The 25,899-nt window shown below is 65.7% G+C and carries 22 protein-coding genes; 6 read left to right on the forward strand and 16 right to left on the reverse strand.

The genetic code is table 11. The features are described 5' to 3' along the window. Positions 1 to 120: 120 nt before the first annotated feature. A complete protein-coding gene (locus tag IVA93_RS01235; RefSeq protein ID WP_247298153.1) occupies positions 121 to 1,848 on the reverse strand; it encodes a hypothetical protein in 1,728 nt (575 codons plus the stop codon). Positions 1,849 to 2,272: 424 nt separating this feature from the next. On the opposite strand from IVA93_RS01235, the gene IVA93_RS01240 reads away from it, so the two are divergent. Continuing rightward, on the forward strand, positions 2,273 to 3,121 hold the full coding sequence (locus IVA93_RS01240) for a caspase family protein (RefSeq protein ID WP_018456617.1): 849 nt from the start codon (positions 2,273 to 2,275) through the stop codon (positions 3,119 to 3,121). 165 nt (positions 3,122 to 3,286) lie between these two features. Here IVA93_RS01240 and IVA93_RS01245 read toward each other — a convergent pair whose 3' ends face one another. From IVA93_RS01245 to IVA93_RS01255, 3 genes are all read right to left on the reverse strand, one after another. After that, positions 3,287 to 4,174, reverse strand: a complete 888-nt coding sequence (locus IVA93_RS01245; RefSeq protein WP_026233210.1) for an efflux RND transporter periplasmic adaptor subunit — start codon at positions 4,172 to 4,174, stop codon at positions 3,287 to 3,289. A 282-nt stretch (positions 4,175 to 4,456) separates the two neighbouring features. Next, a complete protein-coding gene (locus IVA93_RS01250; protein ID WP_026233209.1) occupies positions 4,457 to 5,581 on the reverse strand; it encodes a lactonase family protein in 1,125 nt (374 codons plus the stop codon). A gap of 120 nt (positions 5,582 to 5,701) precedes the next feature. After that, entirely contained in the window at positions 5,702 to 5,854 is a 153-nt protein-coding gene (locus IVA93_RS01255) for a hypothetical protein (protein WP_018456614.1), read from the reverse strand. Between the two features lie 117 nt (positions 5,855 to 5,971). On the opposite strand from IVA93_RS01255, the gene IVA93_RS01260 reads away from it, so the two are divergent. Both IVA93_RS01260 and IVA93_RS40725 read left to right on the forward strand, forming a co-directional pair. Continuing rightward, positions 5,972 to 6,148, forward strand: a complete 177-nt coding sequence (locus IVA93_RS01260; RefSeq protein WP_157642977.1) for a hypothetical protein — start codon at positions 5,972 to 5,974, stop codon at positions 6,146 to 6,148. 95 nt (positions 6,149 to 6,243) lie between these two features. Then, complete coding sequence (locus IVA93_RS40725) at positions 6,244 to 6,366, forward strand: hypothetical protein (protein ID WP_018456612.1); 123 nt, start codon at positions 6,244 to 6,246, stop codon at positions 6,364 to 6,366. Positions 6,367 to 6,433: 67 nt separating this feature from the next. Here the strand turns inward: IVA93_RS40725 and IVA93_RS01265 are convergent, their stop codons facing one another. The 10 genes from IVA93_RS01265 to IVA93_RS01310 all read right to left on the reverse strand — a co-directional run bounded on the left by IVA93_RS01265 (position 6,434) and on the right by IVA93_RS01310 (position 17,293). Beyond that, positions 6,434 to 6,793 carry a hypothetical protein gene (locus IVA93_RS01265; protein WP_018456611.1) on the reverse strand — a complete coding sequence of 120 codons (360 nt, stop codon included), beginning with the start codon at positions 6,791 to 6,793 and terminating at the stop codon, positions 6,434 to 6,436. A gap of 202 nt (positions 6,794 to 6,995) precedes the next feature. After that, positions 6,996 to 7,913, reverse strand: coding sequence for an MBL fold metallo-hydrolase (locus tag IVA93_RS01270; protein ID WP_018456610.1), 918 nt, complete (start codon positions 7,911 to 7,913; stop codon positions 6,996 to 6,998). A 128-nt stretch (positions 7,914 to 8,041) separates the two neighbouring features. Next, positions 8,042 to 8,824, reverse strand: a complete 783-nt coding sequence (locus IVA93_RS01275) for a 3-hydroxybutyrate dehydrogenase (protein ID WP_018456609.1) — start codon at positions 8,822 to 8,824, stop codon at positions 8,042 to 8,044. A gap of 34 nt (positions 8,825 to 8,858) precedes the next feature. Continuing rightward, complete coding sequence (locus IVA93_RS01280; protein ID WP_018456608.1) at positions 8,859 to 10,031, reverse strand: patatin-like phospholipase family protein; 1,173 nt, start codon at positions 10,029 to 10,031, stop codon at positions 8,859 to 8,861. Between the two features lie 32 nt (positions 10,032 to 10,063). Beyond that, positions 10,064 to 10,861, reverse strand: coding sequence for an acetoacetate decarboxylase (locus IVA93_RS01285; RefSeq protein WP_247789631.1), 798 nt, complete (start codon positions 10,859 to 10,861; stop codon positions 10,064 to 10,066). Between the two features lie 77 nt (positions 10,862 to 10,938). Then, positions 10,939 to 12,144: an NAD(P)/FAD-dependent oxidoreductase gene (locus IVA93_RS01290; RefSeq protein WP_018456606.1), complete on the reverse strand. Its 1,206-nt coding sequence runs from the start codon at positions 12,142 to 12,144 to the stop codon at positions 10,939 to 10,941. A 103-nt stretch (positions 12,145 to 12,247) separates the two neighbouring features. Continuing rightward, complete coding sequence (locus tag IVA93_RS01295; RefSeq protein ID WP_018456605.1) at positions 12,248 to 12,535, reverse strand: hypothetical protein; 288 nt, start codon at positions 12,533 to 12,535, stop codon at positions 12,248 to 12,250. 98 nt (positions 12,536 to 12,633) lie between these two features. After that, positions 12,634 to 13,593: a helix-turn-helix domain-containing protein gene (locus IVA93_RS01300; RefSeq protein ID WP_162496292.1), complete on the reverse strand. Its 960-nt coding sequence runs from the start codon at positions 13,591 to 13,593 to the stop codon at positions 12,634 to 12,636. Between the two features lie 212 nt (positions 13,594 to 13,805). Continuing rightward, positions 13,806 to 16,469 carry a bifunctional diguanylate cyclase/phosphodiesterase gene (locus tag IVA93_RS01305; protein ID WP_085384019.1) on the reverse strand — a complete coding sequence of 888 codons (2,664 nt, stop codon included), beginning with the start codon at positions 16,467 to 16,469 and terminating at the stop codon, positions 13,806 to 13,808. 137 nt (positions 16,470 to 16,606) lie between these two features. After that, positions 16,607 to 17,293, reverse strand: coding sequence for a TolB-like translocation protein (locus IVA93_RS01310; protein WP_026233205.1), 687 nt, complete (start codon positions 17,291 to 17,293; stop codon positions 16,607 to 16,609). Between the two features lie 186 nt (positions 17,294 to 17,479). Between IVA93_RS01310 and IVA93_RS01315 the strand changes: the two genes are divergently transcribed. After that, positions 17,480 to 18,508 (forward strand): LysM peptidoglycan-binding domain-containing protein, encoded by a 1,029-nt coding sequence (locus tag IVA93_RS01315; RefSeq protein ID WP_018456601.1) that lies wholly within the window; start codon positions 17,480 to 17,482, stop codon positions 18,506 to 18,508. Between the two features lie 142 nt (positions 18,509 to 18,650). Further along, positions 18,651 to 19,940 carry a Spy/CpxP family protein refolding chaperone gene (locus IVA93_RS01320; RefSeq protein ID WP_051113002.1) on the forward strand — a complete coding sequence of 430 codons (1,290 nt, stop codon included), beginning with the start codon at positions 18,651 to 18,653 and terminating at the stop codon, positions 19,938 to 19,940. Between the two features lie 102 nt (positions 19,941 to 20,042). Here IVA93_RS01320 and IVA93_RS01325 read toward each other — a convergent pair whose 3' ends face one another. Beyond that, complete coding sequence (locus tag IVA93_RS01325) at positions 20,043 to 22,490, reverse strand: adenylate/guanylate cyclase domain-containing protein (RefSeq protein WP_018456599.1); 2,448 nt, start codon at positions 22,488 to 22,490, stop codon at positions 20,043 to 20,045. A 284-nt stretch (positions 22,491 to 22,774) separates the two neighbouring features. Then, positions 22,775 to 24,844 (reverse strand): AsmA family protein, encoded by a 2,070-nt coding sequence (locus tag IVA93_RS01330; RefSeq protein ID WP_026233203.1) that lies wholly within the window; start codon positions 24,842 to 24,844, stop codon positions 22,775 to 22,777. A gap of 235 nt (positions 24,845 to 25,079) precedes the next feature. On the opposite strand from IVA93_RS01330, the gene IVA93_RS01335 reads away from it, so the two are divergent. After that, complete coding sequence (locus tag IVA93_RS01335) at positions 25,080 to 25,754, forward strand: Crp/Fnr family transcriptional regulator (RefSeq protein WP_018456597.1); 675 nt, start codon at positions 25,080 to 25,082, stop codon at positions 25,752 to 25,754. Positions 25,755 to 25,899: the final 145 nt, after the last annotated feature.

Consider the following 25,899-nt stretch of genomic DNA (forward strand, 5'->3'; position numbering starts at 1 on the left):
ACTTCCTGTCATCGGGCGAAGTTTAGTAGGGGTGGGTTAGCCGAAGGCGTAACCCACCTCTTTCGTCTCCACGGCGGCAGAAGTGGTGGGTTACGCTTCGCTAACCCACCCTGCGCGACCTCATCCCCGCGCCATCGCCCGCTCGGCCACCGCCAGCGCCATCAGCACGAACGCCGACGTGACCTCCGGACCGCCCACCAGGATCCGCGTCGGCGTCTTCATCTTGTTCCACTCATAGGCGCGGAACGGGCCGCGGCGGCCGCCTTCGCCGACGCTCGCGACGATCACGTTCAGCGCCGGCGCAAAGGCGCGCGGGTCGGCGCCGAGATGGCCGAGCGCGATCAGGGCGAGCGCTGCGTCGAACACGTTCATTTCGGCGGCCATCAACTCGCCCTTGACGTAGGAGAGCACGCGGTGGCGGATGAAATCGAAATCGCCGTCGGGATCGATGATCGCCTGCGCCGCCAGCGGCAGCGCCAGGAAGGCAGCATAGCAGCGACCGAAATAGGCGCTGTAAAGCTCAGGCAAATAGTAGATATGCGAGCGCGGATTGGCGAAGGCGCCGCTCGCCGCCAGCCGCTTCTGGAAGCCGAGGATGCGATGCACGGTGGCGAGCCGCGCCGGCGTCTCCAATACTTTCCAGCGCGCGAGGTTGCGAAAGCTGACCTCGAGAATGTCGAGATTGAGCGTCGGATCGAGATCATTGCCATAGGGCCGCTCGCCCTTGAGATTGTCGATCCAGGTCGCAACCCCGCCCTCGTAATCGATATTGTCGTTGATCGGCACGGTCACGCGCGGCTCGTTGACGCCGGCGCGCACCTGATAGCCGGCATAGAAATCCAGCAGCGGCTGGTCGAGGATCGGATCGGTGCAGCCGGCCTGCGTCGCCGCGGAGATCGAGCACGCCGTGGTGTCGCAATCCGGCACGTAGACGCCGAAGCCGAGGTCCTGCTTGATCTGGGCGAAGTAGCGTGAGAAGCGCGGATGCGGTGCCGGCGCGAGCGCGGTGATGACGTTGAACCGCGCCCCGTCGATGCCCTCGACCTCTTCGCGGCTGATGTTGACGCAGAAATCGACCATATCGGCAACCGCGCGCTCCGCCGCCATCTTGTCGGAGAGCGAGGCGAGACCGGTCTCAACGTAGCTCAACAGCGCCTCGATGAAGAACGCGTCGTAATAGGCCGAGCGGTGGCGGATCTGCACCGGCTCCCACATCGGTTCGGCAACCCCTCGCCAGGGCGGATTGACGACTGCGCGCGCCGGAGATCGCGCGATGAAGACACGGGCGAGGTTGAACAGCAGCGAGGAGTTCTTGTAGCCGCGCGCGTTGAGACCCGTGAGCGCCATGGTCAGCTCTCGGCCGCGGAAATCGGGATCGCCGATCAGGTTGAACGCGGCGTAGGTCGGCAGAAAGCCATTTTTGCGGTACGAGCCCAGCAGATGCTGCGCGCAGTCGCGGATCACGCCGTCGATCTGCGATTGTTGCGGCATGGCGCCGGTGAACATGGCCGGCGGCGGCTTGGGATGATCCAGCGCGATGCTGTCGACGAGATCGGCGACGGGCTGGCCGACCGCCGCCCAATTGGGCTCGGCCTCGTCGCGGGCGCGCACTAGGGCCTGGCGCAGCCGGGCCAGTTTGCCTTCGTCGCGCAGCTCGGGCAGCCCGGCCCGGCGGAGCAGCACCCGCAATGCGGGATTGCCGAGCGCGGTCTTGTAGAACTTAGGCAGATGCGGATCGCCGCTGGCCGCAACAGACAGTACGGGATCGCAGACGTCGTAAAGCGAGGGGCCGTCCTTCCGCGCCGTCAGCGCCCGGCAGGCGGCGCCGGCAAAATATTGAAAGCTCATGAAATAACCTGGTCGCGGGAATTGGCCGGGGGGCCGGCCGGCGCGCTCCCAGCCGCGCGCCACCCCCTGCAAGTCGTTGAAAAGCTACCCGGATTCGCAGGAAATACAAATGTGATGAGGGTCACAGAAAAAGCCGGCACGAAGCCTGCATAATCAGGCTCCGGAAGGCTACGGGGACGCAAAAAAATCACACATTGGGCAGTAAAAATTAGCTCATGTTTCCAGAGACTTAGCTCAAATTTTCGGCGATCTATTGCGGGGGAGGCGATATCCGGTTAAGGCTTTGTTTGGTGCGGCGCCGCAAATTGCGCGCAATTCGGGGGCACACCCCCGGCCAATCCCTCAAACCCAAAGACGCTATCGCGCTACTCAAACAGTGTGCGCGTGTTTGGCTGGTCTTTGGCACTGACAGGAATGACGCGAGATGAATGTAACGCAGCTCGACATTTCCCGACGCACGATCGCGGTGGCCGCAGCCCTCATCGGCACGGTCTCGCTCGTGATCGGCGCCCATGCTGCCCTCAACATGCGGGCGCTCGATGCCGCCAAGGCCGTCTCGACCGACCAGGTCACCGGCTCGATCGGCCAAGCCTCGCGTCTCGCCCTCGTCATCGGCAATGGACATTACCCCGACGCCAGCGCGCCGCTGACGCAGTCGATCAACGACGCCCGCGCGCTGTCCTCGTCGCTGCGCAAGAACGGTTTTGACGTCGACATGGTGGAAGACGCGACCAAGGACGACATGGTCCGCGCCGTCAATCGCCTGAAGTCCCGGATCAAGCCCGACACCGTCGTCATGCTGTTCTTCGGCGGCTACGGCGTGCAGGCCGGCCGCGAGAGCTACATGCTGCCGGTCGATGCCGTGATCTGGAAGGAAAGCGACGTCCGCCGTCACGGCGTCTCCATCGAGGGCGTGCTCGACATGATGAAGGAGCAGGGCGCCAAGGCCAAGCTCGTCGTGGTCGACGCCTCCCGCCGCAATCCCTATGAGCGCCGCTTCCGCTCCTACAGCCACGGCCTCGCGCCGATCAGCGCGACGGACAATGCGCTGATCCTCTCCTCGGCTTCGCCGGGCAAGGTCGTCGACGACGGCAAGGGCGAGCACAGCGTGCTGGTCAGCGAGTTCCTCAACAACCTCAATACGCAGGGCAGCGCCGAGAGCGTCTTCAACAAGACCCGCCTTGCCATCTCCCGCGCCAGCGAAGGCGACCAGGTCCCGACCGTCTCCTCCTCGCTGCTCGAGGACGTCCATTTCGGCGAAGCCGGCGGCTAGTTTTTCTTAGGTTCTGCGAAGTCTCGTGCCCCGGACGCGGCGCATCATGCAATGATGCGACGCAGAGCCGGGGCCTAGTTTTTAAGCTTATCGCTTGGACGAGAGATGGGTCCGGCTCTGCGCGGCAGCGTCACACGCTGCAGCGCGTCCGGGACACGAGCAATCCTACTTCGCCGCTTCCGTGGCCATCACCGTGCGCACCGGATCTCCTTCGCGCAGCAGCGCGCCGGCGCGGGCGACGACGATATCGCCCTCGTTGAGGCCGTCGCGAATCTCGATATTGCCGCCCGACATCAGTCCGACCTCGACGCGCTTGGTCTCGACGCGGTTGCGGCGGATCACCTGCACGACGGTGCCGGCGGAGGAATACTGCACCGAGGTCAGCGGCACCGCGACGTTGCAGCTCTGGCCCGACTTGATCAGTGCGCGCCCGCTCGCATTCAGCAACAGCCGCTTCTGCGAGGAGATGCCGATATAGACCATGCCCTGCTGGATGTTCGGCTCGACCGTCGGGCCGATGCGGCGCACCTTGCCGTCGATATCGCCGGCGCCGGCGATGCGCACGGTCGCCACCTGGTTGACCGCGAGCTTGCGCATATCGCTGGTCGCGACGAGGGCGACGAGATCGTACTCGCTGCGCGCCACGATCGTGAACAGCGCCTCGCCCTTGGCGGAGGCGAGGTTGCCGATCTGCGCGGTCGACGTCGCGATCACGCCTGCCACGGGGGCGGTGACCTGAAGCGTGCCGCCCTCGGGCAGTGCCAGCCGCGCCAGCACCTGGCCTGCGGTGGTGGTGTCGCCGGCTTCCGCCAGCACCTCTGTCACCTTCAGGCCGGGCCGCTCCGGCCGCACCGAGCTTGCCTCGCGCGCGATGATGGTGCCGGTGCCCTCGACGATGTCGGAGAAACAGGATTTTGCGACCTTCAGCACCGTGACCGCCGGCCCCTTGGGCGCGTCGTCATCGGCGGCGGCAGCGGGCTGGGCCGACAGCAACAGCAGTCCGGCGAGCGCAACGAGATGTCTGGAAACAGAACGCGCAGGCAATGATCGCATGGGTCATTCCGGTTGGGGCCTTGACGGCCTCATCGTTAGCAGAAGCGATCGCTGCGAGCCAAGGGCACGTCAGGGCCGGCCGGATCAGAATGCCGCAGCAGCACGGGCGGCGCGATGCCGCCCGTTGAATTAGTCGCCGCACAAGCAAAGAGGTTCGTCGGCCGCCCAACAAACGCGTCATGCCCGGGCTTGTCCGGGCATCCACGTTCTTTGTGCCGCGTAGCTAGGCGTGGATGGCCGGGACAAGCCCGGCCATGACGACGAGGAGGTACCAGCGCCCGCTCACGGCAGGCTCAAAAACTCCACCCAGTTCGGCTTCTTGCCGGTGGCGTAGGATTTCAGCTTGGTCAGCACCCCGCTGCTCTGGTCGATGGCATAGACCGTCATGCTGTCGGAGAGCTCGCCCACGGCGGCAAGGTAGCGCCCGCCGGGATCGATATGGAAGCCGCGTGGCTGCTTCTCGGTCGGCACGCTGCCGATGGTGGTCAGCTTGCCGGTGGTTGCATCGACCTTGTAGGCGGTGAGCGTGCTGGTGGTGCGCTCGGAGGCGTAGAGGAAACGGCCGTCGGGGGTGATTTGGATGTCGGCTGCCCAGGGCTTTCCGGTAAATCCTTCGGGCAGCGCGCTGGTGCGCTGGATCTCGTCCCATGCGCCGCCCTTGGCCTCATAGGCGAACGCCGCGACGTCGCCGTTTAGCTCGTGCAGGAGATAGACGAACTTGCCGTTGGGGTGGAACACGAAATGCCGGGGTCCCGATTTCTCCGGCACCTTGTGGGCCGGCGGATCGCTCGGCGTGAGCGTGCCGGTCGTGGCATCGAACGTGAAGGCCAGGATCTGGTCGGAGCCGAGATTGGTCGCGAACGCGAAGCGGTTGTCGGGCGAGGGCAGGAAGGCGTGCGCGTTCAGCCCGGTCGGGATCACCTGCTTCGGTTCGCCTGCGACGCCGTTGGCGAGCAGCGGATTCAGCGCGACCTTGTTGCCGCCATAGGAGGCGCTGAACAGGAATTTGCCGCCGCGGTCGATGGCGATGTAGGCCATGCTGTCGGCGAGCGGGCCGTTGCCGATATGGCTGAGCTGGCCGGTCTTCGGATCGATCGCAAAGCTCACCGCGAGAAACGGCTGCGAGCGGACACCGGCGATCAGCACGCGATGGTCGGGCGTGATCGCGAGCGGCGTCGAGGAGCCGGGCTTTTCGACGCCGGTGAAGCCGGCCGTCTGCACGGGCGTCATCTCGCCGCTCTCGGCCATCTTGAACACGCTGATGTCGTTACTGTCGGCATTGCCGACATAGGCGAACGTCTCGGCCATGCCGGCGCGGACTCCAGAAATGAGAGTGAGGAAAGCAAGCGTGGTGGCGATCGCGGCGCGGGGTACGCCGGATCTGATGCGTCGGGTCGATCTCAACATGGGGTCCTCCTGGATGCCGGTGCGGCATTTGTCGTTTTGCCGGCGAGGATAGCGGCAGCCGCCCCGCCGCGCCAAACTCCAATGGGGATCGATCGATGCCGAAATGGTATCGGTGGAGGTCTACCGTATGGCCGCTGTGCGCGAGGGCAGATGGAGCCCGGGCCGGGTGTGGGGCGGCCCGAGCACGGTCCACACGGTGACCGCGAGCAGCGCGCAGGTCAGGATCGTCCAGGCGACGAGTCGTTTCCGCATCAGGCCGAATCCGTCAGTCATATGAAGAGAATGCTCCCGGGGAGCGGGCCTGGCGATCGTGCACTGCAAATCGCGGCGATCCTATGAACTCGTTCACAGGCGAACCGAACCAATGCCGCGCGAGCGCATTGAACCGGCATGCCCCGTGAAAACGATCTCGAAGGTAAGCCCGACATGGGCGGCAAGCATGGCGGTCAGGCCGGCCAGCCCAAGTCGCCGCCGCGCCCGCGTCAGGGCGAGCGCGATGAGGACGTCGTGGCAAAGCGCCACACCGGCCAAACCGATCCCAACTCCGCGCCGACCAAACCAAAATAGCATCTCGCCCGCGCTGCACTCGCACCGGGAACGGCAGCCTCGTCTTGCCGTTACCCTGATCCCGCGGCGGAGCAGATCGAAACGGAGGCTGGCACGTGTTTTGGATTTATTGGGACACCGCCTGGTCGCTCATCATCAGCGGCATCATGTTCGCCACCATCGTCGCCCATCCCGACTCCGAGTTCGTCGAGATCCACGCGGCCAAGCAGGTCAAGTGAGCCCGCGCCGGCCGGTTTGACGGCGCATCATCGCATGCTGCGCCGAGACGGGACGAAGGTTGAGACCTCAAATCATGCTGCCGGGCATGAAGCAGCGGATCATGGCGCGGCCGTTGACGTAATACGGCCAGACCATGGTGCGGCCGACGCGGTTTGGCTCGGTGATCACGGCGTCGTCGGGCACCTCGATCCAGTCGCCCAGGAGTCTCACGCGATAATGTCCGTTGCTGGTGTCCCAGTCGACATCGTCCAGCGCCGTGCCATCGGCATCGGCACAGCAGGGACCGCCGCCCTTGCTGCGCAGGCTCTCGAACCAGCCCTTGAGGGGCGAGTTCGCGTAGCGACCGTCGTCGCGGGCCTGCACGGATGGGCCGATCATGGCGGCAACCGCCACGAGAGTGATCATCCTGAATGCCGCGATCGCCATGTCGCCTCGCTCGATCTCGCGCGCGCACGAACGCAGACGAGGAGCCGCCTGCGCTGCACGCGACGCAATGCTGGCTGGCGCCGCCGACCGGTTCCAGCCGTCTCAGCGGGGCGATAACCGCGAGGGTCGATGTTTGATCCTATTTTCAAGGGCGCGGACTTGTCGAGTCCGCGCCCTGCTTCAGCTCCAACCCGGCAAGCGGTCAGTAGTCCCAGAACACCGGCACCCAACGGAAGGCGTCGCCGTCGGCTGCCACCCGGCCCACGGACGGGAACGGCAGGTGCGTGGCCACCAGCATTTCCCCGGTCTCGGCAAGCTGTCGCAACAGACGGATGCGAACGCGCGCGGCCTCCTCGGGGTCGTGTTCGAACCCGTTAAACCAGTCGGGTTGCTCGAACCCGACGGCAAACACGGCGTCGCCGGCGAATGTCAGCGCATCATCGCCGGACGCCATGCGAACCACGCTATGTCCGGGGGTGTGACCGCCGGTGCGACGGGCGATGACGCCAGGTGCAATCTCGTGCTCGTCATCGAACAGCCTCAGCTGACTGCCGTACTCCTTCAGGAAATGCTTGGCGGTCGATCGAAGCGCGTCCGGAAAGCCTTCCGGCATGGCAGTGCGGGAGAAATCCGGCTTTTCCCAGAACTTGACCTCGGCGGCCGCGACGTGGATCCGCAGGTCCTTGCGCAGCTGCTGCTTCACCCCCTCGACCAGCAGGCCGCCAATGTGGTCCATGTGCAGATGAGTCAGCACCAGATCGGTCACCGCCGAAAGATCGATGCCGGCGGCCGCCAGTCGCCTGATCAACTGCCCGGCGCGCGGCAAGTTCAGGTTCGGATCCGAACCCAGTCCGGCGTCGATGAGGATGGTCTTGCCGCCGCTGCGAACCATGACGGCGTTCAGCGCCCAGTCGAAAGCGTCCTGCGGCAGGAACATGTCGTGCAGCCAGGTCGCCCGCACCGCCGGGTCGGCGTTGTGCGCGAGCATCTTGGTCGGCAGCGGCAGCACGCCGTCGCTGACCACCAGCACGTCGATCTCGCCGATCTTCAGTGCGTAGCGCGACGGAACGAGCTCTTCAGGTCCCGATGACACGGGATATGAGGTGTTGTGCAGATTCATGTTGGTCTCCTGTTTCAAGGTTGAGGCACTTGGTTGGTGTTGACTCTGGCCGGTCCTGGTTGAGCAGGCCGCGCCGCCAGCGAGAGCGCGGCCGTCATCGCTTGGTGAGTTAGAGGCTCGTCACGCGCTCATTGCGCGGTCCAGCCGCCATCGACGGAGATCGTCGTCCCCGTGATCTGGTCGGCCGCGGCCGAGCACAAGAAGGCGACGGTGCCACCGATCTGCTTAGGGGAGGCGAAGTCCAGCGATGGCTGTTTTTCGGAGAGAAGCTCTTCGGCCGCTTGCTTCTGGCTGATGCCTTTCTCCGCCGCGATGTCGCTAATCTGTTTCTCCACGAGCGGCGTGCGCACCCAGCCGGGACAGACCGCGTTGCAAGTGACGCCGCTGCCGGCGGTTTCGAGGCCTACCACCTTGGTGAGGCCGACGAGGCCATGCTTGGCCGCGACATAGGCTGCCTTGTGGGTGGATGCGACGAGACCATGCGTGGAAGCGATGTTGACGATGCGACCCCATCGCTGCTTTTTCATCTGGGGCACGGCCGAAGCGATGCCGTGAAATGCGGCCGACAGGTTGATGTCGAGAATGGCCTTCCACTTGGCGGGCGGAAACTCCTCGACCGGTGCGGTGAACTGGATGCCGGCATTGTTGACGAGGATGTCGAGCCGTCCGAAGTTCTCGATGGCTGCCGCGATCATTCCGCGCACGGCATTGCCATCCGACATGTCGGCGCCGTCATACGCGACGCGGACGCCGTCCTCGTGTTCGATGCCGCTGCGGATCTTCTCGATCTCTCCCGGATCTCCAAAACCGTTCAGGACGATATCGGCGCCGAGCCTGGTCAGCTCTCTTGCGATCCCGAGGCCAATGCCGCTGGTCGATCCGGTGACGATCGCTACTTTGCCTTTCAACATGAAAAACTCCTTTCGATGATGGTTGCCGGCGAGGTCAATCGCGGCGGTGAATGTCGTAGGTGACGATGCCGAGTTCGGAAGGCGGCGGCTCGAGGCGCCGTCCGTCGGCCAACGTGCGGCGGATGTCGTCCCGTCCACTTTGCCAGTGCGCGCGCATCGCTTTCGGTCCGAACTCGTAATCCTTGGAGTGACCTTCGTGGAGCTTGGACTGGTAGATCAGGTGGATGATGTTGTGGGAGCGGTGACGGGCGAGCTCGGCGATGGCGCGCATTTCGGGATCGTTTCTTGCGGCGTCCGGCAATCTGTCGATCGTCCGCTGCAGCGCCTGCCGCATCTCCTGCATCCGTAGCGCCTGGTCGGTGACGGCGCGGGTACGACTGGAATACTGAATGTCCTTCTGCCGGCTCGACACCTCCATCATGTCGTGCGGCACGCGGCCCCGCGCCGACCAGAGATCGATCTGGAACGTCAGCGTGTCTTTCGCATCGCCCGACAGGACGCGAGAGAGAGGCGTGTTGGAGACCACGCCACCATCCCAGTAGTGCTCGGAGTCGATTTCGACGGCGGGAAATCCGGGCGGCAGCGCGCCCGAAGCCATGAAGTGTTTCGGACCGAGCCGCCGCTCGGCTGTGTCGAAATAGGTGAGATTGCCGGTGCGGACGTTGACCGCGCCGACGCTGACACGCACTTCGCCCGAGTTCAGCCGGTCGAAATCGACGAGCTGTTCCAGCGTCCGTTGCAACGGCGCCGTGTCATAGAAGCTGGTCGACGCGTCGCCCGAGAAGGGCGACCACAGGGGCGAGGGGAAGCGCGGCCTGAAGAAGCCGGGCTGGCCTTGGAACAGCGCGCGCATTGCGGCAAGCGTGTTGTGCAGGGAGTTGAAGTCGAACGCGAACGGTAGCGCACCGGCCAGTCCCTCGCCGGCAGGCCATTCCACCGGGGTTGCGCAGATCGTCTCCCAGAACTCGCGCAGCCGTGCCACGCGCTCGTCTTCCGGGGAGCCCGCGATGATCGCGGCGTTGAGCGCGCCGATCGAGATGCCGGCCAGCCAGTTCGGCCGGATCCCGGCCTCGTGCAAGCCTTCGTAGACGCCGGCCTGGTAGGCCCCGAGCGCGCCGCCGCCCTGCAGCACCAGCGCAACGACATCGTAGGGCAGCGGATTGATCGGTCGTGCGGAATCGATTTGTTCGCGTGTCACGTTGAACATGGTGACTACTCCTTGCAATGCGACCTGTTCGGTCAGCCCGCGTGTGTTTCGGTCAGGATTTCAGATCCGGCTCCACGCGATCGCGCCGCCGCGGACCGCTCCAGATAGTCGTGCACCACGGTGCCGAATCCGAGCGTCAGATCGGCAACGATATGCTTGGCCGAGAGCACCTGAAGAACCGGCAGCTCGGCGACCGGTGCGAGCGCGTGGGAGAAGAGATCGAGCGCGGCGGGCCCCGTCCATGCGCCCTTCACCGTCACGTCCTCGAGATGGAAGCGCACCAGTTCGCAAATGCGCGCGGTGCCGTCGACATGCGGAATGATCTTCAACAGAAAATTGGGAGCGATGAGCTTTCGTGCTTCGGTGGAAAGATCGAGGGCGCGATGCTTGTAGCCCATGGTGCCGGTGGCGATGCGCACCGAGCCGTAGTCGAGCGTGCCGACCAGGGTATCGGTCTCGACGGCCAGCTTCGGCTGGGCCAGCTTCTTGGGAAAGCCCCACAGCTCGCGGCCGCCGGCGATCGGCGGATGATCGTTGAGGAACATCTGGTGGACGAAGCTGCCGGTCTGGCCGCGGAACGACACCGGGATGATCTGGCCGCTTTCCGTGTAGTCTCCGAAGCCGGTGGAATCAGGCATGCGAATGAATTCGTAATTCACCACAGGCTCGGTCAGCTCCAGCGGCTCCGGCACGATCCGGCGCAACGCCTCCGGGTCGGTCCGGTACTGGATGATGAAATATTCGCGGTTGATGAAGCGATACGGGCCGGGCGGGAAAGCCGGATTCGTCAGCGGCATCGCGAAGGCGACGTTGCGGATCTGCTGGTTCATGCTGTGGGTTCCTGAATGGTCGGTGCTGTGGCGGGCCGCGCGCCCCGCGGGAGCGCGGCCATCATCACGTGAGGCGTCTAGACTTCGGTCACGCGTTCCGGATCGGCCGACGCGAGCGCCAGGGCGCGCTCCGCCTTCGGCGGATAGATCCAGACGGTGTTGATCTCACGCTTGGTCTTCTTGGCGACATCGCCGACCAGCTCGACCTTGCGCTCCCAGCCGCGTGTGAACAGCGCGCCGGCTTCGCCGAGGTCGAGGCAGGTGACGTAGGCCTTCTGGTGGTAGGGCCTGGTCGGAACGCCGAGCAATTCGGCCGCGGCATTGTTGCCGGCAAAGGCGCCCATCCGCGTGGCGTGCTGGCACGACATCAGTGCGTAATTGCCCTCGTCGTCGCAGGCGGCGCGTGCCGCGTCGCCGGCCGCGAAGACACCCTGCACGCTTGGCACCTGCAAGCAGCGATCGACCAGCAACCGTCCGAAATTGTCGCGCTCGGCGGGAATCTGCGCGGTCAGCGGCGCTGCACGAATGCCCGCCGCCCAAATCACCGTCTCGGTTTCAATGTGCTCACCGCTGGACAAGGTGACGCCGGTGTCGTCAAGCGCGGCGACGCCGGCGCCGAGCCGTGTCTCTACGCCAACCTTGCGCAAGGCTTCCTCGATGACGGGGCGGGCGCCTGCACCCATGTCGGGTGCGATCGCAGTGTTGCGATCGACGATGACGACGCGAGTCTTGGCATCGGGGCCCAGGATTTCGCGCAGCCGCGTCGGCATTTCGGTGGCCGCCTCGATCCCGGTGAAGCCGCCGCCAGCGACGACGACCGTGTCGCGTCCGTTCGCGGCGGGCCGCTCCGCGAGGCCATGCAGATGCTTGTCGAGCGCTACGGCATCGTCGAGCGAATCGACGCTGAAGCCGTGCTCGGCGAGGCCCGGAATGTTCGGACGGAATAGCCGGCTGCCGGTGGTCACGACGAGGCGGTCGTAGGACAGCGTCTTTCGCGGGCCCTTCGCGGGCGTGATCTGCACCGTTCTGGCCTCGGTGTTGATCGTCTCGGCGCTGCCCTGGATGTAGTCGACGTCGATCGCCTCGAGGACGTCGACCAGCGGGGCCGTCACGGTTTCCGGCTTCGACTCGTAGAGCCGCGGACGGACCACCAGCGTCGGCTCCGGTGAAACGAGCGCGATCTGCAGATCTTGCGGCGAGGCGCCCCGGATGTCGCGCAGCCGGGCTGCGGAAAGCGCGGCGTACATGCCGGCGAAGCCGGCCCCGATGATGACGAGTCGCATGGGTTTTCTCCTTGGTTGCTGTTCGAAAGACCGCGCGCGACCGCGCTGCTGCGTTGAGAACAGCGTCCGGCGTCGGCGCGTGGGGTGGGTTGGATCGCTGGCCTCAGGGCGCGATGCAGCGTGCCTGCAGATTCGGCGGCCGGCCGTAACCTAAGACGACGGGCTGAAGCTCACTTCGACTCCAGTCCTGATAGGGAAGGCCGGCGCCATTTCGGATCATGATGGAAACGGGCGGTTGTGCCGGGTGCATGGTGTAAGCCGGAATTTCCACTTCCTCGCCCGTCGCCGACGTGAAGCGAACGGCCAGCGAGAGTCCGTACAGGGTTGCGGTCGCGAGGCTTCGGCGGCGTGAGGCAATCAGCCGTCGGCTGACGAAGTTTTTCCAGGTCATCTTTGGTCTCCCTCGATTGGTCTGGACATGGAGATGATGTAGCTGACCCGATTTGCCGTTGCCCCAGCGCGATTGCCGTCGCTGTCGAGAGATTGCTGCTAACGCATACGCCTGCGCCAATCGCTCGGCGTCTCGCCCGTCAGCTTCTTGAATGCTGCGGCGAAGGCCGTTTGCGAGGAGTAACCAAGCGCCGCGGCGACCGAGACGATCGATTCGTCGCTCTCCCGCAAGATGTTCATGGCCTGCTCGAGCCGGTGCTGACGCAGCCAGGCATGCGGCGATAGCCCGGTGCTCTCCTTGAAGGACCGGCAGAAATGGAAGCGCGACAGTCCGGCATCGGACGCCAGCGCATCGAGCGAGACATCCGCTTCGCTATCGCAGCGCAATCGTTCGATCGCACGGAGCAGGACCTTCGGCGCCAGCCCGCCCATGGTCGGCTGGAACGTGGTTGGCGAGCCTGCATGCGCAGCCAAAAGGCGCGTGGCCAGAAGATCCGTGAGCTGATGCCGGAACAGCGCATCAAGGACGCCATGGCCCCCCAGCGAATCCGCGGCGCTCAGGAGCAGTCGGGACGTGATGGTGTCGGGATGCGCCGTTCGCTCAATCAATTCGGCGGTCCCGGCGGTCCCGGCCTCGCCAGCGACGCGCTGCAGCGTTGCGTCGGGAAGGTAAAGCTGCACGACGTCGACGGGCTTCGGAATGTCCCATCGGGAGCTCGACCCTTCCGGAACGATGTTCACGACCCCCGGACGAAACGTGCCGATCGCGATCGATTTTCCCGAGCGCCGCTCCATGCGCTGCATCACGCCTTTATGCGCCATGATCACGTGGTGGCGCATGGGCTCGACGACGTCGTGCAGCGCATCATGTTTCCAATGCGCGATCCCCGCGCCGGAGGAGTCCAAGGCCATGCGAAACGGCTCGGTTCTGAGCACGCGCGCCATCTCCGCGTCGGCGGCGCGCCGCTCGGACGTCGAGCGATCGTCAGGCTGTACGTCGGGTGCGGGCGGCAAGCCCTTGTGCGAGGGATTGCGCATGAGTGCAGTGTTCCCGGTCATGATGTGGCTCCTGCTGATCAGCTCGGGCTTTCGATCAGTCGTCCGTATTTGTACGGAACGGCGCGTGTTCTAGGCGCCGTGGCTGCCGGGCGTATTTCCTGAACCCGCCATGTTTTGTCCGATCCTGCTCCAAGCCGGCCGGCGCTTTCGCGAACGCACGGCGGGCGGGAGTGGACAGAGATGTTGATGACAAAGCGTGCGGCAGTGCGCCGCTAGGCCGCGGCCGCCTGCGCCGACAACAGCTGCTTCAGTTTCGCGGCCGGCACGGCCGGGCTGAACAGCCAGCCCTGCATCTGGCTGCATCCGAGCTGGAGCAGCACCGCGCGCTGCGCTTCGGTCTCGACGCCTTCCGCGGTCGTCGCCATGTGACGGGCGGCGGCCATGTGCACCACCGCCTGCACGATCGGCGAGGAATCTTCCGACTGACCGATGTCGCTGATGAAGCTGCGGTCGATCTTGATCTTGTCGAACGGGAAACGATGCAAATAGCTCAGCGACGAATAACCAGTGCCGAAATCGTCGAGCGCGATGCGCACGCCGAGCTCGCGCAGCTGCTGCAGGATCGTCAGCGCCTCCTGGTCGTCGCGGATCAGGACCGTCTCGGTGATCTCGAGCTCGAGCCGTCCGGGCGCGAGACCCGACTCGGCGAGTGCGGCTGCGACCTTCAGCGCCAGCGTCCGCGAGCGGAACTGCACCGGTGAGACGTTGACCGCGATGTGGATGTCGCCGGGCCAGGAGGCCGCCTCGAGGCAGGCCTGCCTCAGCACCCATTCGCCGATCTCGCCGATCAATCCGGTCTCTTCCGCAACCGGGATGAAGTCGGCGGGCGAGACCATGCCGCGTTCCGGATGGTGCCAGCGCAGCAGCGCTTCGCAGCCGGTGACGACATTGGCCGCGAGATCGACCAGCGGCTGGTAGTGCACCTCGAACTCGCCGCGGGCCAGCGCCTGCCGCAGATCGAACTCGAGCTGGCGGCGCAGCCGCGCCTTGGCGTCGTGTTCGGGCGCGAAGATACGGAACGTGCGGCGGCCCTCGGATTTCGCCGCATACATCGCGAGATCGGCGCGCTTGAGCAGATCGTCGAGATTGTCGCCGTGGTCGGGGGCGATCGCGATGCCGATGCTGGCATCGGTCGGGATTTCCTGGCCGTTGCAGTCCACGGGGGCGCGCAGCGCCTTCAGGATCTGCTCGGCGAGGGCGGTCAGTTCGGCCTCGTCGCGGCTGCCGGCCTTGACGATGGCGAATTCGTCGCCGCCCAGCCGTGCGACCATGTCGCTGCCGCTGACGCAGGCGCGCAGGCGGTTCGCGACCTGGCGCAGCAGCTCGTCGCCGACCTCGTGGCCCAGCGAATCGTTGACGCCCTTGAACTCGTCGACGTCGATATAGAGGATCGCGAACGGCTTGCCCTGGGCAAGCTCGGCGACGCGCCGCTCCAGATGGCCGCGCATCAGCACGCGGTTGGGCAGGTCGGTGAGGGCGTCGTAATGCGCCATATGCGCGATGCGCTCGTCGGCGCGGATGCGCTCGGTGACGTCGTCATGGGTCGCGAGCCAGCCGCCGCCGGCGCCGGGCTGGTTCTTGATCTCGATCAGGCGGCCATCGGAGGTCTCGACTATCGCGCTGTGGGTCTGGCCGACGCTGCCCAGAATGCCGTCGCAATAGGAATCGACGTCGCCGTCGAACGAGCCGGTGTCATGGCGATGCTGAATCACGTCGCGGAAATACGCGCCGGGCTTCACCAATTCGGCCGACAGCCCGTACATCTCGATGTAGCGGCGGTTGCAGACGATCAGCCGCTGGTCCTGGTCGAACATCAGCAAGCCCTGCGTCATCGTGTTCATCGCGGTGTCGAGCTGCTGCTTCTCCACGGCGAGCCGGCGCGTCATCTGGCGGAAGATGGAATAAAGCGTCAGCACGAGCAGGCCGATCGACAGCACGGCGACGGTCACGAAGAATTTGGTCTGCGTGTGCCATGTTGCCAGCGTCGCATCCAGCGACTTGGTCGCAACCACCACCAGCGGCTCGCCGGTCAGGAGGCGTGCGGCGACGATGCGATCCTTGCCGTCGATCGGGCTTGCGAGCTGGGTCGTGACGAAGGTGCGCTCGAACACCGCCATCTGCTCGCGCGTGCCGTTGCGGAAATTCTGCCCGATCATCGCCTCCACATGCGGAATGCGCGCCAGCAGCTGGCCGTTCTGGTGGTGCATCGCGATCGAGGAATCCTCGCCGAGCCCGCTCGAGGCGAAGAAGGATTCGAGCTGGTCGGGCGTGATCGCGCGCGAGACCAGCCCAAGGAATTCGCCGTGGGGACCGGAGACGCGGCGCGCGAACACGATCGCCGGTCCGCTGCCCAACCGTCCCGGCACGACCTCGATCTCTTCCTGCGACGCCGGATCGTTCTTGAGGCGATTGAAATAGCCGCGGTCGGCAACTGAAACATCGGCGACCGGCCAGCGCCGCGACGAGTTGATCAGCACGCCCTTGGCGTCGAACACGTTGGCGCCGGCGACGTCCGACCAGCCGCTGGCTTTGGCGCGCAGCGCCTCGTGCACAGCGAGCGTGCCCATCTCGCTGCGGAAGACGTCGGCGGAGTCGATACCATGGCTTTCGAGCTCGGCGATGATGCTCTTCTGCAGCACCGCGAAGTCCTCGAACTCGCGGTCGAAATGGCGCGCGAGCAACCGGACCGCGCTCTCCACGCTGTCGCGGCCGCTTTCGATCGCATTCTGCCGGAAGCGGTCGACGGTGAGCGCGGTGCCGATCGCCATTGCGGCCATCAGCACGAAGCCCCCTGCGATCAGCCATGTCAGCGGCGCGCCGCGCCAACGGCGCAGCAACGCGCGCATGCGCGCGCTCCATCGGATCGATGTGCCCATGCAGCCCTCCCGTGGGATGCAAGATGCGGCAAAACCGACAAGACCACGTTACCAGTGAGGGTTAGGAAAACATGAATCGGAATGGAATCAGAGGGTTGGTTCCATCGCTTGTCTGAAGGTGCGGGGCCATGGTTCCCTCAGCGTCGGATTTCCCATCGCAACGCTTCCGCATTGGTCTTGGCGAACATCGCCGGCACGTCGAAGGTCCCGGTCTTGAGATCATAGCGGCAGCGCCAGTCGGCCAATCCCTTCACGGCGACGTTCTTCGGGTGCTTGTCCATTTCGCCCGAGATCACAAGGTAACGGTTGTCCGGCCAGTGCACGCCAAGCCCGCGATAGGCCTCTTCGGTGCCTTTCACGAGATTGGCCGAGATGTGGTAGTCGAGCTTCATCTTCCCCGTGTCCGGCCGGCTGTGGAAATAGGCCCAGGCCAGATCGCTGAACGAGGTCTTCGTCACGCTGACGAAGGCGCCTTTGTCGACATGGTAGAGATAGAGGTCCTGCTCGCCGGAGCCGGTCTTCTGCATCCGCACCAGCCATTGCGAGTCGGGGGTGAAGCGGAAGCCGGCGCCGTAGCCCTGCTCGGGCTTCAGCTCCGTCATCTGGTCGCCACGCCTCGCCCAGGCCTGCCATTTGACGTCGAAATCTCCGCTGTCCTTCATGTACTGCTCGATCTTGGTGGCTTTGTCGGGCGAGGTGAAGGCTAGATCGGCATCGTCAGTGAGAGCGAAGCCAGACGGCGGGCCGGAAGCGGCGAGCGCCGGAGTTGCGGCCAGGATGAGGGCAACCACCAGCCATTGTGCGGGACGGCAAAATGCGGTCACGGAAAAAATTCCTCAAGAAAAATGCCGCGATGCGGCCTCGATCATTTGACGCCGGCGGGGGTGCGCCGGTTCATCCCGGCGTGCCGGCGCATCATCCCATCGACCGTCTTGCTGCCGTGGCCAAAACGGCGCACCTTGCCGGCTCGATTGATTTGCTAGGTTCTTCCTGATCAAGGTTCGTTTCCGATGGTGACCGCGACCAAGGCCTTCATTGCATTCTGTCTGCTCGCGGTGGGCGGCACCGTGCTGGTGATCGGCCCCACCGAGCTGCGTCGCATGCTGCCGATCGGGGCCAAGACCGATTCCGTGGTCGCCGCCAAGCCGGAGGCCAAGGTCGAACAGAAGGTCGAACCCAAGCCGGAACTCAAGCCGGAACTCAAGCCGGAAGAGCCCAAGCTGGCCGCAAGCGCGCCGCCGGTGCCGGCCGCGTCCCCCGCTGAAACGAAGGCGGGTGCGCTGGCCGAGACGCAAAAGCAGGTCACGGCCGCGCTTGCCGATCTTGCACCGGTCAAGCCGCCGCCGGCGATTGCGGATACCGGCCCCCGCTTCGACGTTGCACGCGTCGACGATCACGGCGAGGCGGCGGTGATCGCGGGCCGGGCGACGCCGGGTGCCAAGGTCGAGCTGCTGCGCGACGGCAAGCCGATCGACACAGTCGTGGCGGATGCGTCGGGCCAATTCGTGATGACGCCGCCGCAGCTTCCCGCCGGTTCCTACGAGCTGACCTTGCGGGCGAAATCGCCTGACGGCACCGTCACGCAATCCGGCCGCAGCATGCCGGTCGTCATCGCCGAAGCCGCACCGCCGCCCGCTCGCCCTGCACCGGTCGCGCGGCAAGAGGCGAAACAAGAGGCGAAGGCCGAGAAGCCCGACGACAAGTCGGATGTCGTGGCATCGGTGTCGGACAGGCCCGCAGCCCGGCCGAGATTGATGGGCGCACCGAAACCGAAGGGCGGATCGGGGGTCATGGCGCGGGCGCCCGCGGCCACGACCGTTGCATCGGCCTCGCCGGCGGACGCCGTCAGCGGAGCAGCGGCGGAAACAGGCGGCAGCCGGGTGATCTCTCGCGGCGACAGCCTGTGGGCGCTCAGCCGGCTCGCTTACGGCGACGGCGCCCGCTTTGCGGTGATCTACAACGCCAACCGCGCCAAGATCCACAATCCCAATTTGATCTATCCCGGCCAAACCTTCGTGCTGCCGCAAAAGGCGGAGTAACACCGCATCGGCTCTGCCGGGGCGCGTTGCGACGCTTTGCCCTGTACGCTTCCGGAACATTTGGTTCCCTCGCGCGTCATGGTGATGCGACGCGATGTGCGCTTGGCGCCGGAGGAGGGCCAAGGTGGACAGGTCAGTGGTCATGTCGAGATCACGCTTGGCACTCAGGCCAAGGCTGGGGCTGGCGCTATCAGGCGTAACCCTCGTGATTCTGGCCGTGCTGTTGCCAGGTCGCGCCGAGGCGCAGTTCGGCTTCCGCGGCGGCCCGCTCGGTGTTGCGCGCTTTGCCGTCGGCCACATGATCGGCATGTCTCGCTTGCGCCATGCCCGCATGGCGGTGCGGGGCAGCCGATACCGCTCCGCAGCGTTGAGGTCGCAAGATCCTCGCGGCGCAGAGCGCGGCCAGCCTGCGAATCCATACGTGCTCCGTGCGGCGATGACCGCGCAAGCTGCGCTGTCGGGCTGGCGTGGCGGCCGTCGTCCGCAGGGCTGGTGGCGCCATCCCGACGGCAGCTACGGCTGGGTCGGCCCGGTGTTCTGGCCATTCGCGCATGACGATCTCACCACCGCGATCATCCTCGGCGATACGACCAGCCTCTCGCTCTACGGCTATGGCGACATCTATGCCGCGATCTTCGCGCCCTATGCGGCCACCGAGCTTGCGGCCTACACCACGCCGCAGGGCCGGCGCGGACGGCGGGTCCCGACCGCAGAGACTGTCTGCGATGCCAGCGACACCGGCGGCCTGCCGGTCGATCGCATCGCCGCTGCCGTGCAGCCGAATGAATTGCAGCGCACAGCGCTCGACGAGCTCGCCACCGCGTGGGCATCCGCGCGCGACACCATCCGCGCCGCCTGTCCGACGCAGGTCCCCGCGATGGCCATCGAGCGCCTCGGCCTGATGCGCGAGCGCATCGAGGCCATGATCAAGGCAACGGACGCCGTCGCACCTTCGCTCGCAAAATTCCTCGACCTCCTCGACGACGACCAGAAGGCCAAGCTCGATGGCCTGGCCAAGGAGCGCCGCGCCGCGCTCGCGTCGATCCAGCAAAAGAATCCCGAGGCGGCGTCGGCCTGCCAGGCGGACAGCGATCCCCGCTACGACGAGAAGCTGCAGCGCCAATACGAGCAGCTCGTGCAGCAGCAATGGCCCGCGGCCGAGATCGCCTCCACGCTCAAGCTCGACGACACCGCCCGCGCCCGCCTCGACGTGCTCCAGGACACCACACTGCGCACCATGGAAACGCTCAGCGCCTGTCCGTCACAGGCCCCACCGACACCACAGGCACGCCTCACCGCCGTGAAGGCGCGGCTGCAGACGATGCTGCAAGCGGTGAACGGCGTCAGTGACGCGCTCGACGATTTCGAAGCTGACTTAAGCGACGAGCAGAAGGCCGGCTTCGAGGCGATCGGGCCGAAGCGCGGGGTGTGATCAACCGCACCGCCTCCAGCCAATTCCGTGCCCGCGTAAGTCATTGATCTTGCAGGCCCCTGCTACTGTGCATGGGGTTGTTTTCGCAGTTTTTTGTTGTGGCTACCCTCTTCGCCTTGCCGCGGCGGCATCCACCACGCTCTCCACCTCCTCGCGCCACGACAGGATCTCCATCGCGAGCACGGGGTGGTTGAAGCCCTTGAGCACGAGATCGTCGAGCGCGCGGGCTTCGACCCAGGGCTCGACCATGCCGTAGACGCGGCGGCTGACGACGACCTGGCCGGCCTTGGCTTCGTCGCAGAGGCGGGAGGAGAGATTGGTGACGCTGCCGATCGCGGCATATTCCAGCCGCTGCTCGAAGCCGATCTGGCCGAGCGTGGCGTAGCCCATGGCGACGCCGACGCCGAAGCCGAGCGAGTGGCCGCGGTTCTTCCATTTCTCGGTCAGCTTGCCGATCGTGTCGCGCATCTCGACCGCCATCTTCACGGCGCGCTTGGTATGGTCGGCGAACTGAATCGGCGCATTGAACAGGATCATCACGCCGTCGCCGGCAAAGCGGTCGAGCGTGCCTTCATAGCGGTGGATCAGCTCGCCGAGCGCGGCGTGATATTCGCGCAGCACGTTCATCGCCTCTTCCGGCTCGGTCGCCTCGGTGAACGAGGTGAAGCCGCGCAAATCGCAGAACACGACGGTGACCTCGCGGCGATGGCTGTCGAGCAGCGCATCGTGGCCGTCGGACGAGGCGATCAGTTGCGCGACTTGCGGCGCGAGGAAACGTTCGAGCCGCTTGATGCGGCCGATCTCCCCCAACTGCTTCTCGACCCGCTCTTCCAGCGAGCGATTCCAGTTGCGCAGCTGCTCGGTCTGCTCCTGGAGCTTTGCGGCCTGCTGCTGCACGGTTTCGTGCGCAGCCGCGAGTTCGCGGCCCTTGTGGTCGACCTCGGTGAACAGCCGCGCATTGCGCATCGCCAGCACGGCCTGGTTGGCGAACGTGCGCATCAGGCCGATGATGCTGGCGGCGAACTCGCCGCTGGCGCGGCGCAGCACCACCAGCGAGCCGAGCGTGCCCTGCTGGTCCACCAGCGGCACCACCAGCACCGAATGGAAGCCGGCCTCGACCGCGACGTCGCGCAGCGGCTGCTCGGAGGCCTGGTCGAGATCGGCGATCGCGATCGGTTCGCCGCTCCCGGCCGCATCGCTCAGGATATCCTGGCCTTCGTCGATGGTGACATGGGCGCCGTCGGCGGATTTGTCGATGCCGTTGGCCTCGACCAGATTGAAGCGGCGCATCTCAGCGTCATAGCCGTAGATCAGCACCGCATCGGCATGGGTGATCTCGATCGCGCGCGCCGCGATCGTCGGCAGCACGGCGTTGAGATCGAGCGAGGCGGCGACCGCGCGGCCGACCTCTTCCAGCACCTTGAGCTCGTTGATCGACTGCGCGAGATCGCGGGTGCGCTCCTCGACCTTGGTCTCCAGGTCCGAATAGGTCTCCTGGATCTGGTCGGCCATGCGGTTGAACTGGCCGGCGAGATCTTCCAGCTCGTCCGCGGTGTGCACCTCGATGCGATGGCTGAAATCGCCTTCGCCGAGCTTGTGCGCGCCGTCGCGCAGCGCCGTGATCGGAATGATCATGCGGCGCGCCAGAAGCGTGCCGGCAAGGATTGCGACCAGCAGGCCCATGCCGATCAAAAGCGCAATGCGCACCAGCTGGTCGCGGATCGGCATCAAGGCCTGCGTGGCCGGCTGCTCGAACATCACGCTCCAGCCGAGCTTCGGCACGGTGCTCGCGGCGCTCATCACCGCATGGCCGTTGAAGTCGGTGCCCGAATTGTCGGGCTCGTGGCCCGGTGCGACCGCGGCCGCAACCTGCGGCAGCTTCGACAAATCCTTACCGATCTCGGGGCCTTTCGAGGACGTCGCCAGCACGCGGCCGCGCGGATCAACCACATAGGCGAAGGCGGCTTTGCCGACCTGGGCGTCGATGAGGTACTCGGAGAGAAAGCTGAGGTCGAGCTCGGCCACGGTGACGCCGGCGTTGAAACCGGAATGCGCCACCGAGATCGACATGAACGGCGTCCGGTCGGAGAACCAGGCCGGCGCGTAGCTGACGCCGCGGGCGACGGTGTCGGTGAAGCGCATGTCGCGGGAGAGGTCGGCATTGCTGCCGGTCGTGGTCGACTGGCGCGAGACGCGCAGCACCTCGCGGCCGTCGCCGTTGAGCTGGAACAGCTGAGTGACGACCGAGACCTGGTGCAGCAGTTGGGCGTAGTCGGCGCGGCGCTTCTCGAGTGTGTCCTGGCTCGCCCGCGTCACCCAGCTGATCTGGCGCTCGAGTTCCGAGATCGACTGCTCGATCCGCCGCGCGGCAGCCTGCGCCTTGTCCTCGAGACCGTCGGTCAGCTGTGTCTTGGTGGCGCGGTAGGAGATCCAGCTCTCCATCGCGCCGTTGACGGCAAGCACGAACACGACGAGGCCGACGAGAGAGACGACGTATTTGGCGAACAGGCCCTCGCGCAGAAACCGTGTCTTGTCGTTCGCTCCTGCCATCCCGATCCTCTCGCGCCGCCATCGGCGCCGGCGCTACGGGCCGCACGGACCCTGCGAGCCTTCTAGCACAATTTGGTCCCAGGGGACTGTGAAGGGACTGGTCAAGGGACGGCCGAGCACCCGGCGTGGTTACCGGCCTCGGTTACTCCCTTGGATGCTGGCAGGCGGAAGCATGGTGAATTGTCGCAGTCTCATCCGTTTGGAGGAAGCCGCGGCCGGGGACGCCGATGTAAGGGGATCGCCTTGGCAAGGGAGGGCTGGAGTCCAGCGCTTTGGTCCTGCAATCATCGATTAAAGAGCTGCCGCAGCACGTCGTTCATCGGCTGGCTGTCCTGCTGCGCCGCCGGCGGGTCCTCCAGGGCGGGGGACGCCGGCGAGGCTTGCGGCATCAGTGCGGATGGCGCTGCAGGCAGGCTGCGACTGCGGCCGGTGGCAGTCCCGGTCCCGGTGCCGTTTCCCGCGCCACCGGAAAGTCCCTGCTGGATCAGATTGCCGAGCGCCTCCCCCAGGGGGCCGCCGAGCAAATTGTTCTGTCCGGCGGGCTGCTGGCTTTGCGGATTGGCAGTGCCGGCGGCATTACCGCCACCCGGCGCGGTGGCTCCCCCGAGACCAAGGCTGCCCAAAATATTGCCGAGCCCGGCCCCATCAGCGCCGAACAGCCCCCTGCCCATCTCGCGCAGCTTGGCATAGGCGGCGTCCGGATTGTCCAGCATGCCGGCCATGTCGGGATAGATTCGCGGCTGCGACCAGGTGCCCTGGATCATCACGGGAATGCCGAAGCCGACCGGCTCGGCGGCGCGGCCCTGGCCTTCGGTCGTCATCACCAGTTTCGGCTCGACGCGAAAGCCCATCATCTTGGTGTCGAGTGCGATCGTGCCGGCACCGGTCACGCGGACGAGCGGTCCGGTCAAGTTGAGATCGGTGGTCACCGCCTGGCCCTTGTCGATCCGGAACGACGCCGAGAGCTGCGACAAATCCGTGCTCTGCTCCCGACTGCTGTCTCCGTTTTCCTGCCAGCCGGACAGCGTGCCCGATGTCAGCGAGCGGATCATCTGTGCGACGTTGATGCCGCGAATGGCGCCGTCCTGGAAATTGACGAAGGCCGTGCCCTGCATGTTCGCCATCAGCGCGCGCTGGCTGCTGCCGGCGCTGCGCAGCGCGAGCTTGGCCTGCAGCTTGCCGTCGATCCGGTCGAATTCGGCGAGGCCCTGCAGCAGCGGCAGCGCGCGCACGCCGGCGAGGTCGGAATGCATGGCAAAGCTCGGCGCGCCGCTGGTCGCATCCAGGATCAATTCGCCCGTAACCTGGCCGCCATAGGCGCCGAGATTGGCGGTGCCGGCCTTCAGCACGCCGCCGGCGAGTTTTGCATCGACCGCCAGCGGCGCGAGGCGTGCCTCGCCGATCACCGCCTCATGCGCGGAGATCCTGATCTGCGCATCGACATAGTTGAGCCCGGAGACGTCGATCGGCGCATCGCTCCAGGGCTGCCCGGACGCGCCTTCCGGCGATTTCGCCAGCGGGATCGCGAGCCGCTGGAAGTCGAGATCGAGCTTGACGAGAGGCTTGCTCGCGATATCGACCGAGGCCCAGCCATTGAACGCGCCATCGCCGAGCGTGCCATTCAGGCCGTTGATCATCACGACATCGCCGCTCAGCCGCATCTCGGCATGGCCCGCGAGCCGGGACTTCAGCACGTCCGGCATGTCGATGGCGAAATCCACCGGAATGGTCGGTCGGTCGGCCGGCGGCGCTGGCGTGGTCGCCTTGATGTCGAATTTGGTCGGATGCTCGCCGACCCGTGCGGTGCCGGTGATGTTGAACTTGCGGTCGCGGCCGACGATCGCATCGGCATTGACGGCGCTGATGCGGCTCTCGACGCGATCGCGCACGCGCGCGAATGCGATCTCGCCATCGGTGACCTTGATGCGATCGATGGCGGCGCCGTCGAGATCGAGCGCGACCGGCTTCGACGTGCCGCCGGCATTCGGCAGGCGCTCACGCAGCAGCGGCTGGTAGAGCACGGGATGGGTGACGACGAGCTCGCTGATCTTCGGGCGGCCCGACCAGACGCTTGAGAGCGACATGTCGGCCCGCACGCTGTCGATGGACAGGCGCGTGATGCCGCTGCGGTCCTTGGGGTCGGCAAGCGTGAGGTCGTTCAGCGTCACGTTCAGCGTCGGCCACAAACTGATTCTAGTGGTGCCGTCGACCGACAGGCGATAGCCGGTCGCGCTCTCGACACGCGAGGCAATCGTCGAACTCAGGAAGCCCGAGGGGATCCCGACCACCAGCAGGAGTGCGATCACGATGACGATTGCGGCCACCGCCGCGCCGGCGAATTTCACGGCTCTCATATCGACTTTCCAGCGGCGGACGATCGGCGTCGAATCCGGCACATGACCGTCATTTGCACCCGTCCTTGGCTCCTGAGTTTATCCCGGGACGGGAAGCGGCTCCAAGCACGTAAAAATAGTCTGGGGGTGCTGCAAAGTTATGTGACTTATGGCACACTTCCCGGGCGCGGTTTTACGCGATCTTGATGTTGATGGTTCCAAGCGATTTGCCAACGAAATTCACAAGGATATTGAAATGAGCAAGCAGGCCGAATTTGCGGTCATCCTCAAGATGAATGCGATGTTCGCCGATCTCGGCGCAGACGAACTCCAGCGGCTGGCGAATCTCTGCCACACCCAGCATCTGGGGAATGGCGAGGTGCTGTTCCAGAAGGGCGACCCAGGCGATGCGCTGTTCGGCGTGCGCCGAGGCCAGGTCCGTATCGAGACCGGCGCCTCCGACGGCAGCCGCCTGACGCTGAACTTCATGGGGCCCGGCGACCTGTTCGGCGAGGTTGCGGTGCTGGATGGCCAGAGCCGCACTGCGGACGCCACCGCGGGCGAAGCCAGCGAGCTGTTCGTGCTGCGGCGCGAAGACTTTCTCGCCTTCCTCGAACGCGAGCCGAAAGTCGGGATCAAGATCATCGCGCTGCTCTGCCAGCGCATCCGCTGGCAGAGCGAGCGCATGGAAGAGTCCATGCTCCAGCCGCTGCCGGTTCGCCTCGCGCGGCGCCTCTGCGCGCTCGCCGCCGATTTCGGCTCGGAGGTGCACATCTCGCAGGAGCAACTCGGCGTCTTCGTCGGCGCCGCCCGCGAGAGCGTCAACCGCCAGCTTCAGGCCTGGCGCAAGGAAGCGATCCTCGATCTCCAGCGCGGCCGCATCCTGCTGCGGAACATGACCAAGCTGACGGCGATCGCGCGCAACGAGTAGGGGGGCCGTTAGGCTGGGTCGCTATCGGGGCGAAGGAGTTCGTCAGAAGAGTCTCAACTCGCGACCCACGCTTTAACGACCTCGATCGGCACAGCACGACCGGTACGTCTGAATGCCTGGTAGCGAAGACGATCCTCCGCTATGT

Source organism: Bradyrhizobium sp. 155 (genome assembly GCF_023101105.1).
In the GTDB taxonomy this organism is placed as follows: Bacteria; Pseudomonadota; Alphaproteobacteria; order Rhizobiales; family Xanthobacteraceae; genus Bradyrhizobium; species Bradyrhizobium canariense_D.

Coding starts and splice junctions, on each gene's coding strand:
- IVA93_RS01235 (WP_247298153.1), bottom strand. CDS start 1,848: ATGAGCTTTCAATATTTTGCCGGCGCCGCCTGCCGGGCGCTGACGGCG.
- IVA93_RS01240 (WP_018456617.1), top strand. CDS start 2,273: ATGAATGTAACGCAGCTCGACATTTCCCGACGCACGATCGCGGTGGCC.
- IVA93_RS01245 (WP_026233210.1), bottom strand. CDS start 4,174: ATGCGATCATTGCCTGCGCGTTCTGTTTCCAGACATCTCGTTGCGCTC.
- IVA93_RS01250 (WP_026233209.1), bottom strand. CDS start 5,581: ATGTTGAGATCGACCCGACGCATCAGATCCGGCGTACCCCGCGCCGCG.
- IVA93_RS01255 (WP_018456614.1), bottom strand. CDS start 5,854: ATGACTGACGGATTCGGCCTGATGCGGAAACGACTCGTCGCCTGGACG.
- IVA93_RS01260 (WP_157642977.1), top strand. CDS start 5,972: ATGCCCCGTGAAAACGATCTCGAAGGTAAGCCCGACATGGGCGGCAAG.
- IVA93_RS01265 (WP_018456611.1), bottom strand. CDS start 6,793: ATGGCGATCGCGGCATTCAGGATGATCACTCTCGTGGCGGTTGCCGCC.
- IVA93_RS01270 (WP_018456610.1), bottom strand. CDS start 7,913: ATGAATCTGCACAACACCTCATATCCCGTGTCATCGGGACCTGAAGAG.
- IVA93_RS01275 (WP_018456609.1), bottom strand. CDS start 8,824: ATGTTGAAAGGCAAAGTAGCGATCGTCACCGGATCGACCAGCGGCATT.
- IVA93_RS01280 (WP_018456608.1), bottom strand. CDS start 10,031: ATGTTCAACGTGACACGCGAACAAATCGATTCCGCACGACCGATCAAT.
- IVA93_RS01285 (WP_247789631.1), bottom strand. CDS start 10,861: ATGAACCAGCAGATCCGCAACGTCGCCTTCGCGATGCCGCTGACGAAT.
- IVA93_RS01290 (WP_018456606.1), bottom strand. CDS start 12,144: ATGCGACTCGTCATCATCGGGGCCGGCTTCGCCGGCATGTACGCCGCG.
- IVA93_RS01295 (WP_018456605.1), bottom strand. CDS start 12,535: ATGACCTGGAAAAACTTCGTCAGCCGACGGCTGATTGCCTCACGCCGC.
- IVA93_RS01300 (WP_162496292.1), bottom strand. CDS start 13,593: ATGACCGGGAACACTGCACTCATGCGCAATCCCTCGCACAAGGGCTTG.
- IVA93_RS01305 (WP_085384019.1), bottom strand. CDS start 16,469: ATGGGCACATCGATCCGATGGAGCGCGCGCATGCGCGCGTTGCTGCGC.
- IVA93_RS01315 (WP_018456601.1), top strand. CDS start 17,480: ATGGTGACCGCGACCAAGGCCTTCATTGCATTCTGTCTGCTCGCGGTG.
- IVA93_RS01320 (WP_051113002.1), top strand. CDS start 18,651: ATGTCGAGATCACGCTTGGCACTCAGGCCAAGGCTGGGGCTGGCGCTA.
- IVA93_RS01325 (WP_018456599.1), bottom strand. CDS start 22,490: ATGGCAGGAGCGAACGACAAGACACGGTTTCTGCGCGAGGGCCTGTTC.
- IVA93_RS01330 (WP_026233203.1), bottom strand. CDS start 24,844: ATGAGAGCCGTGAAATTCGCCGGCGCGGCGGTGGCCGCAATCGTCATC.
- IVA93_RS01335 (WP_018456597.1), top strand. CDS start 25,080: ATGAGCAAGCAGGCCGAATTTGCGGTCATCCTCAAGATGAATGCGATG.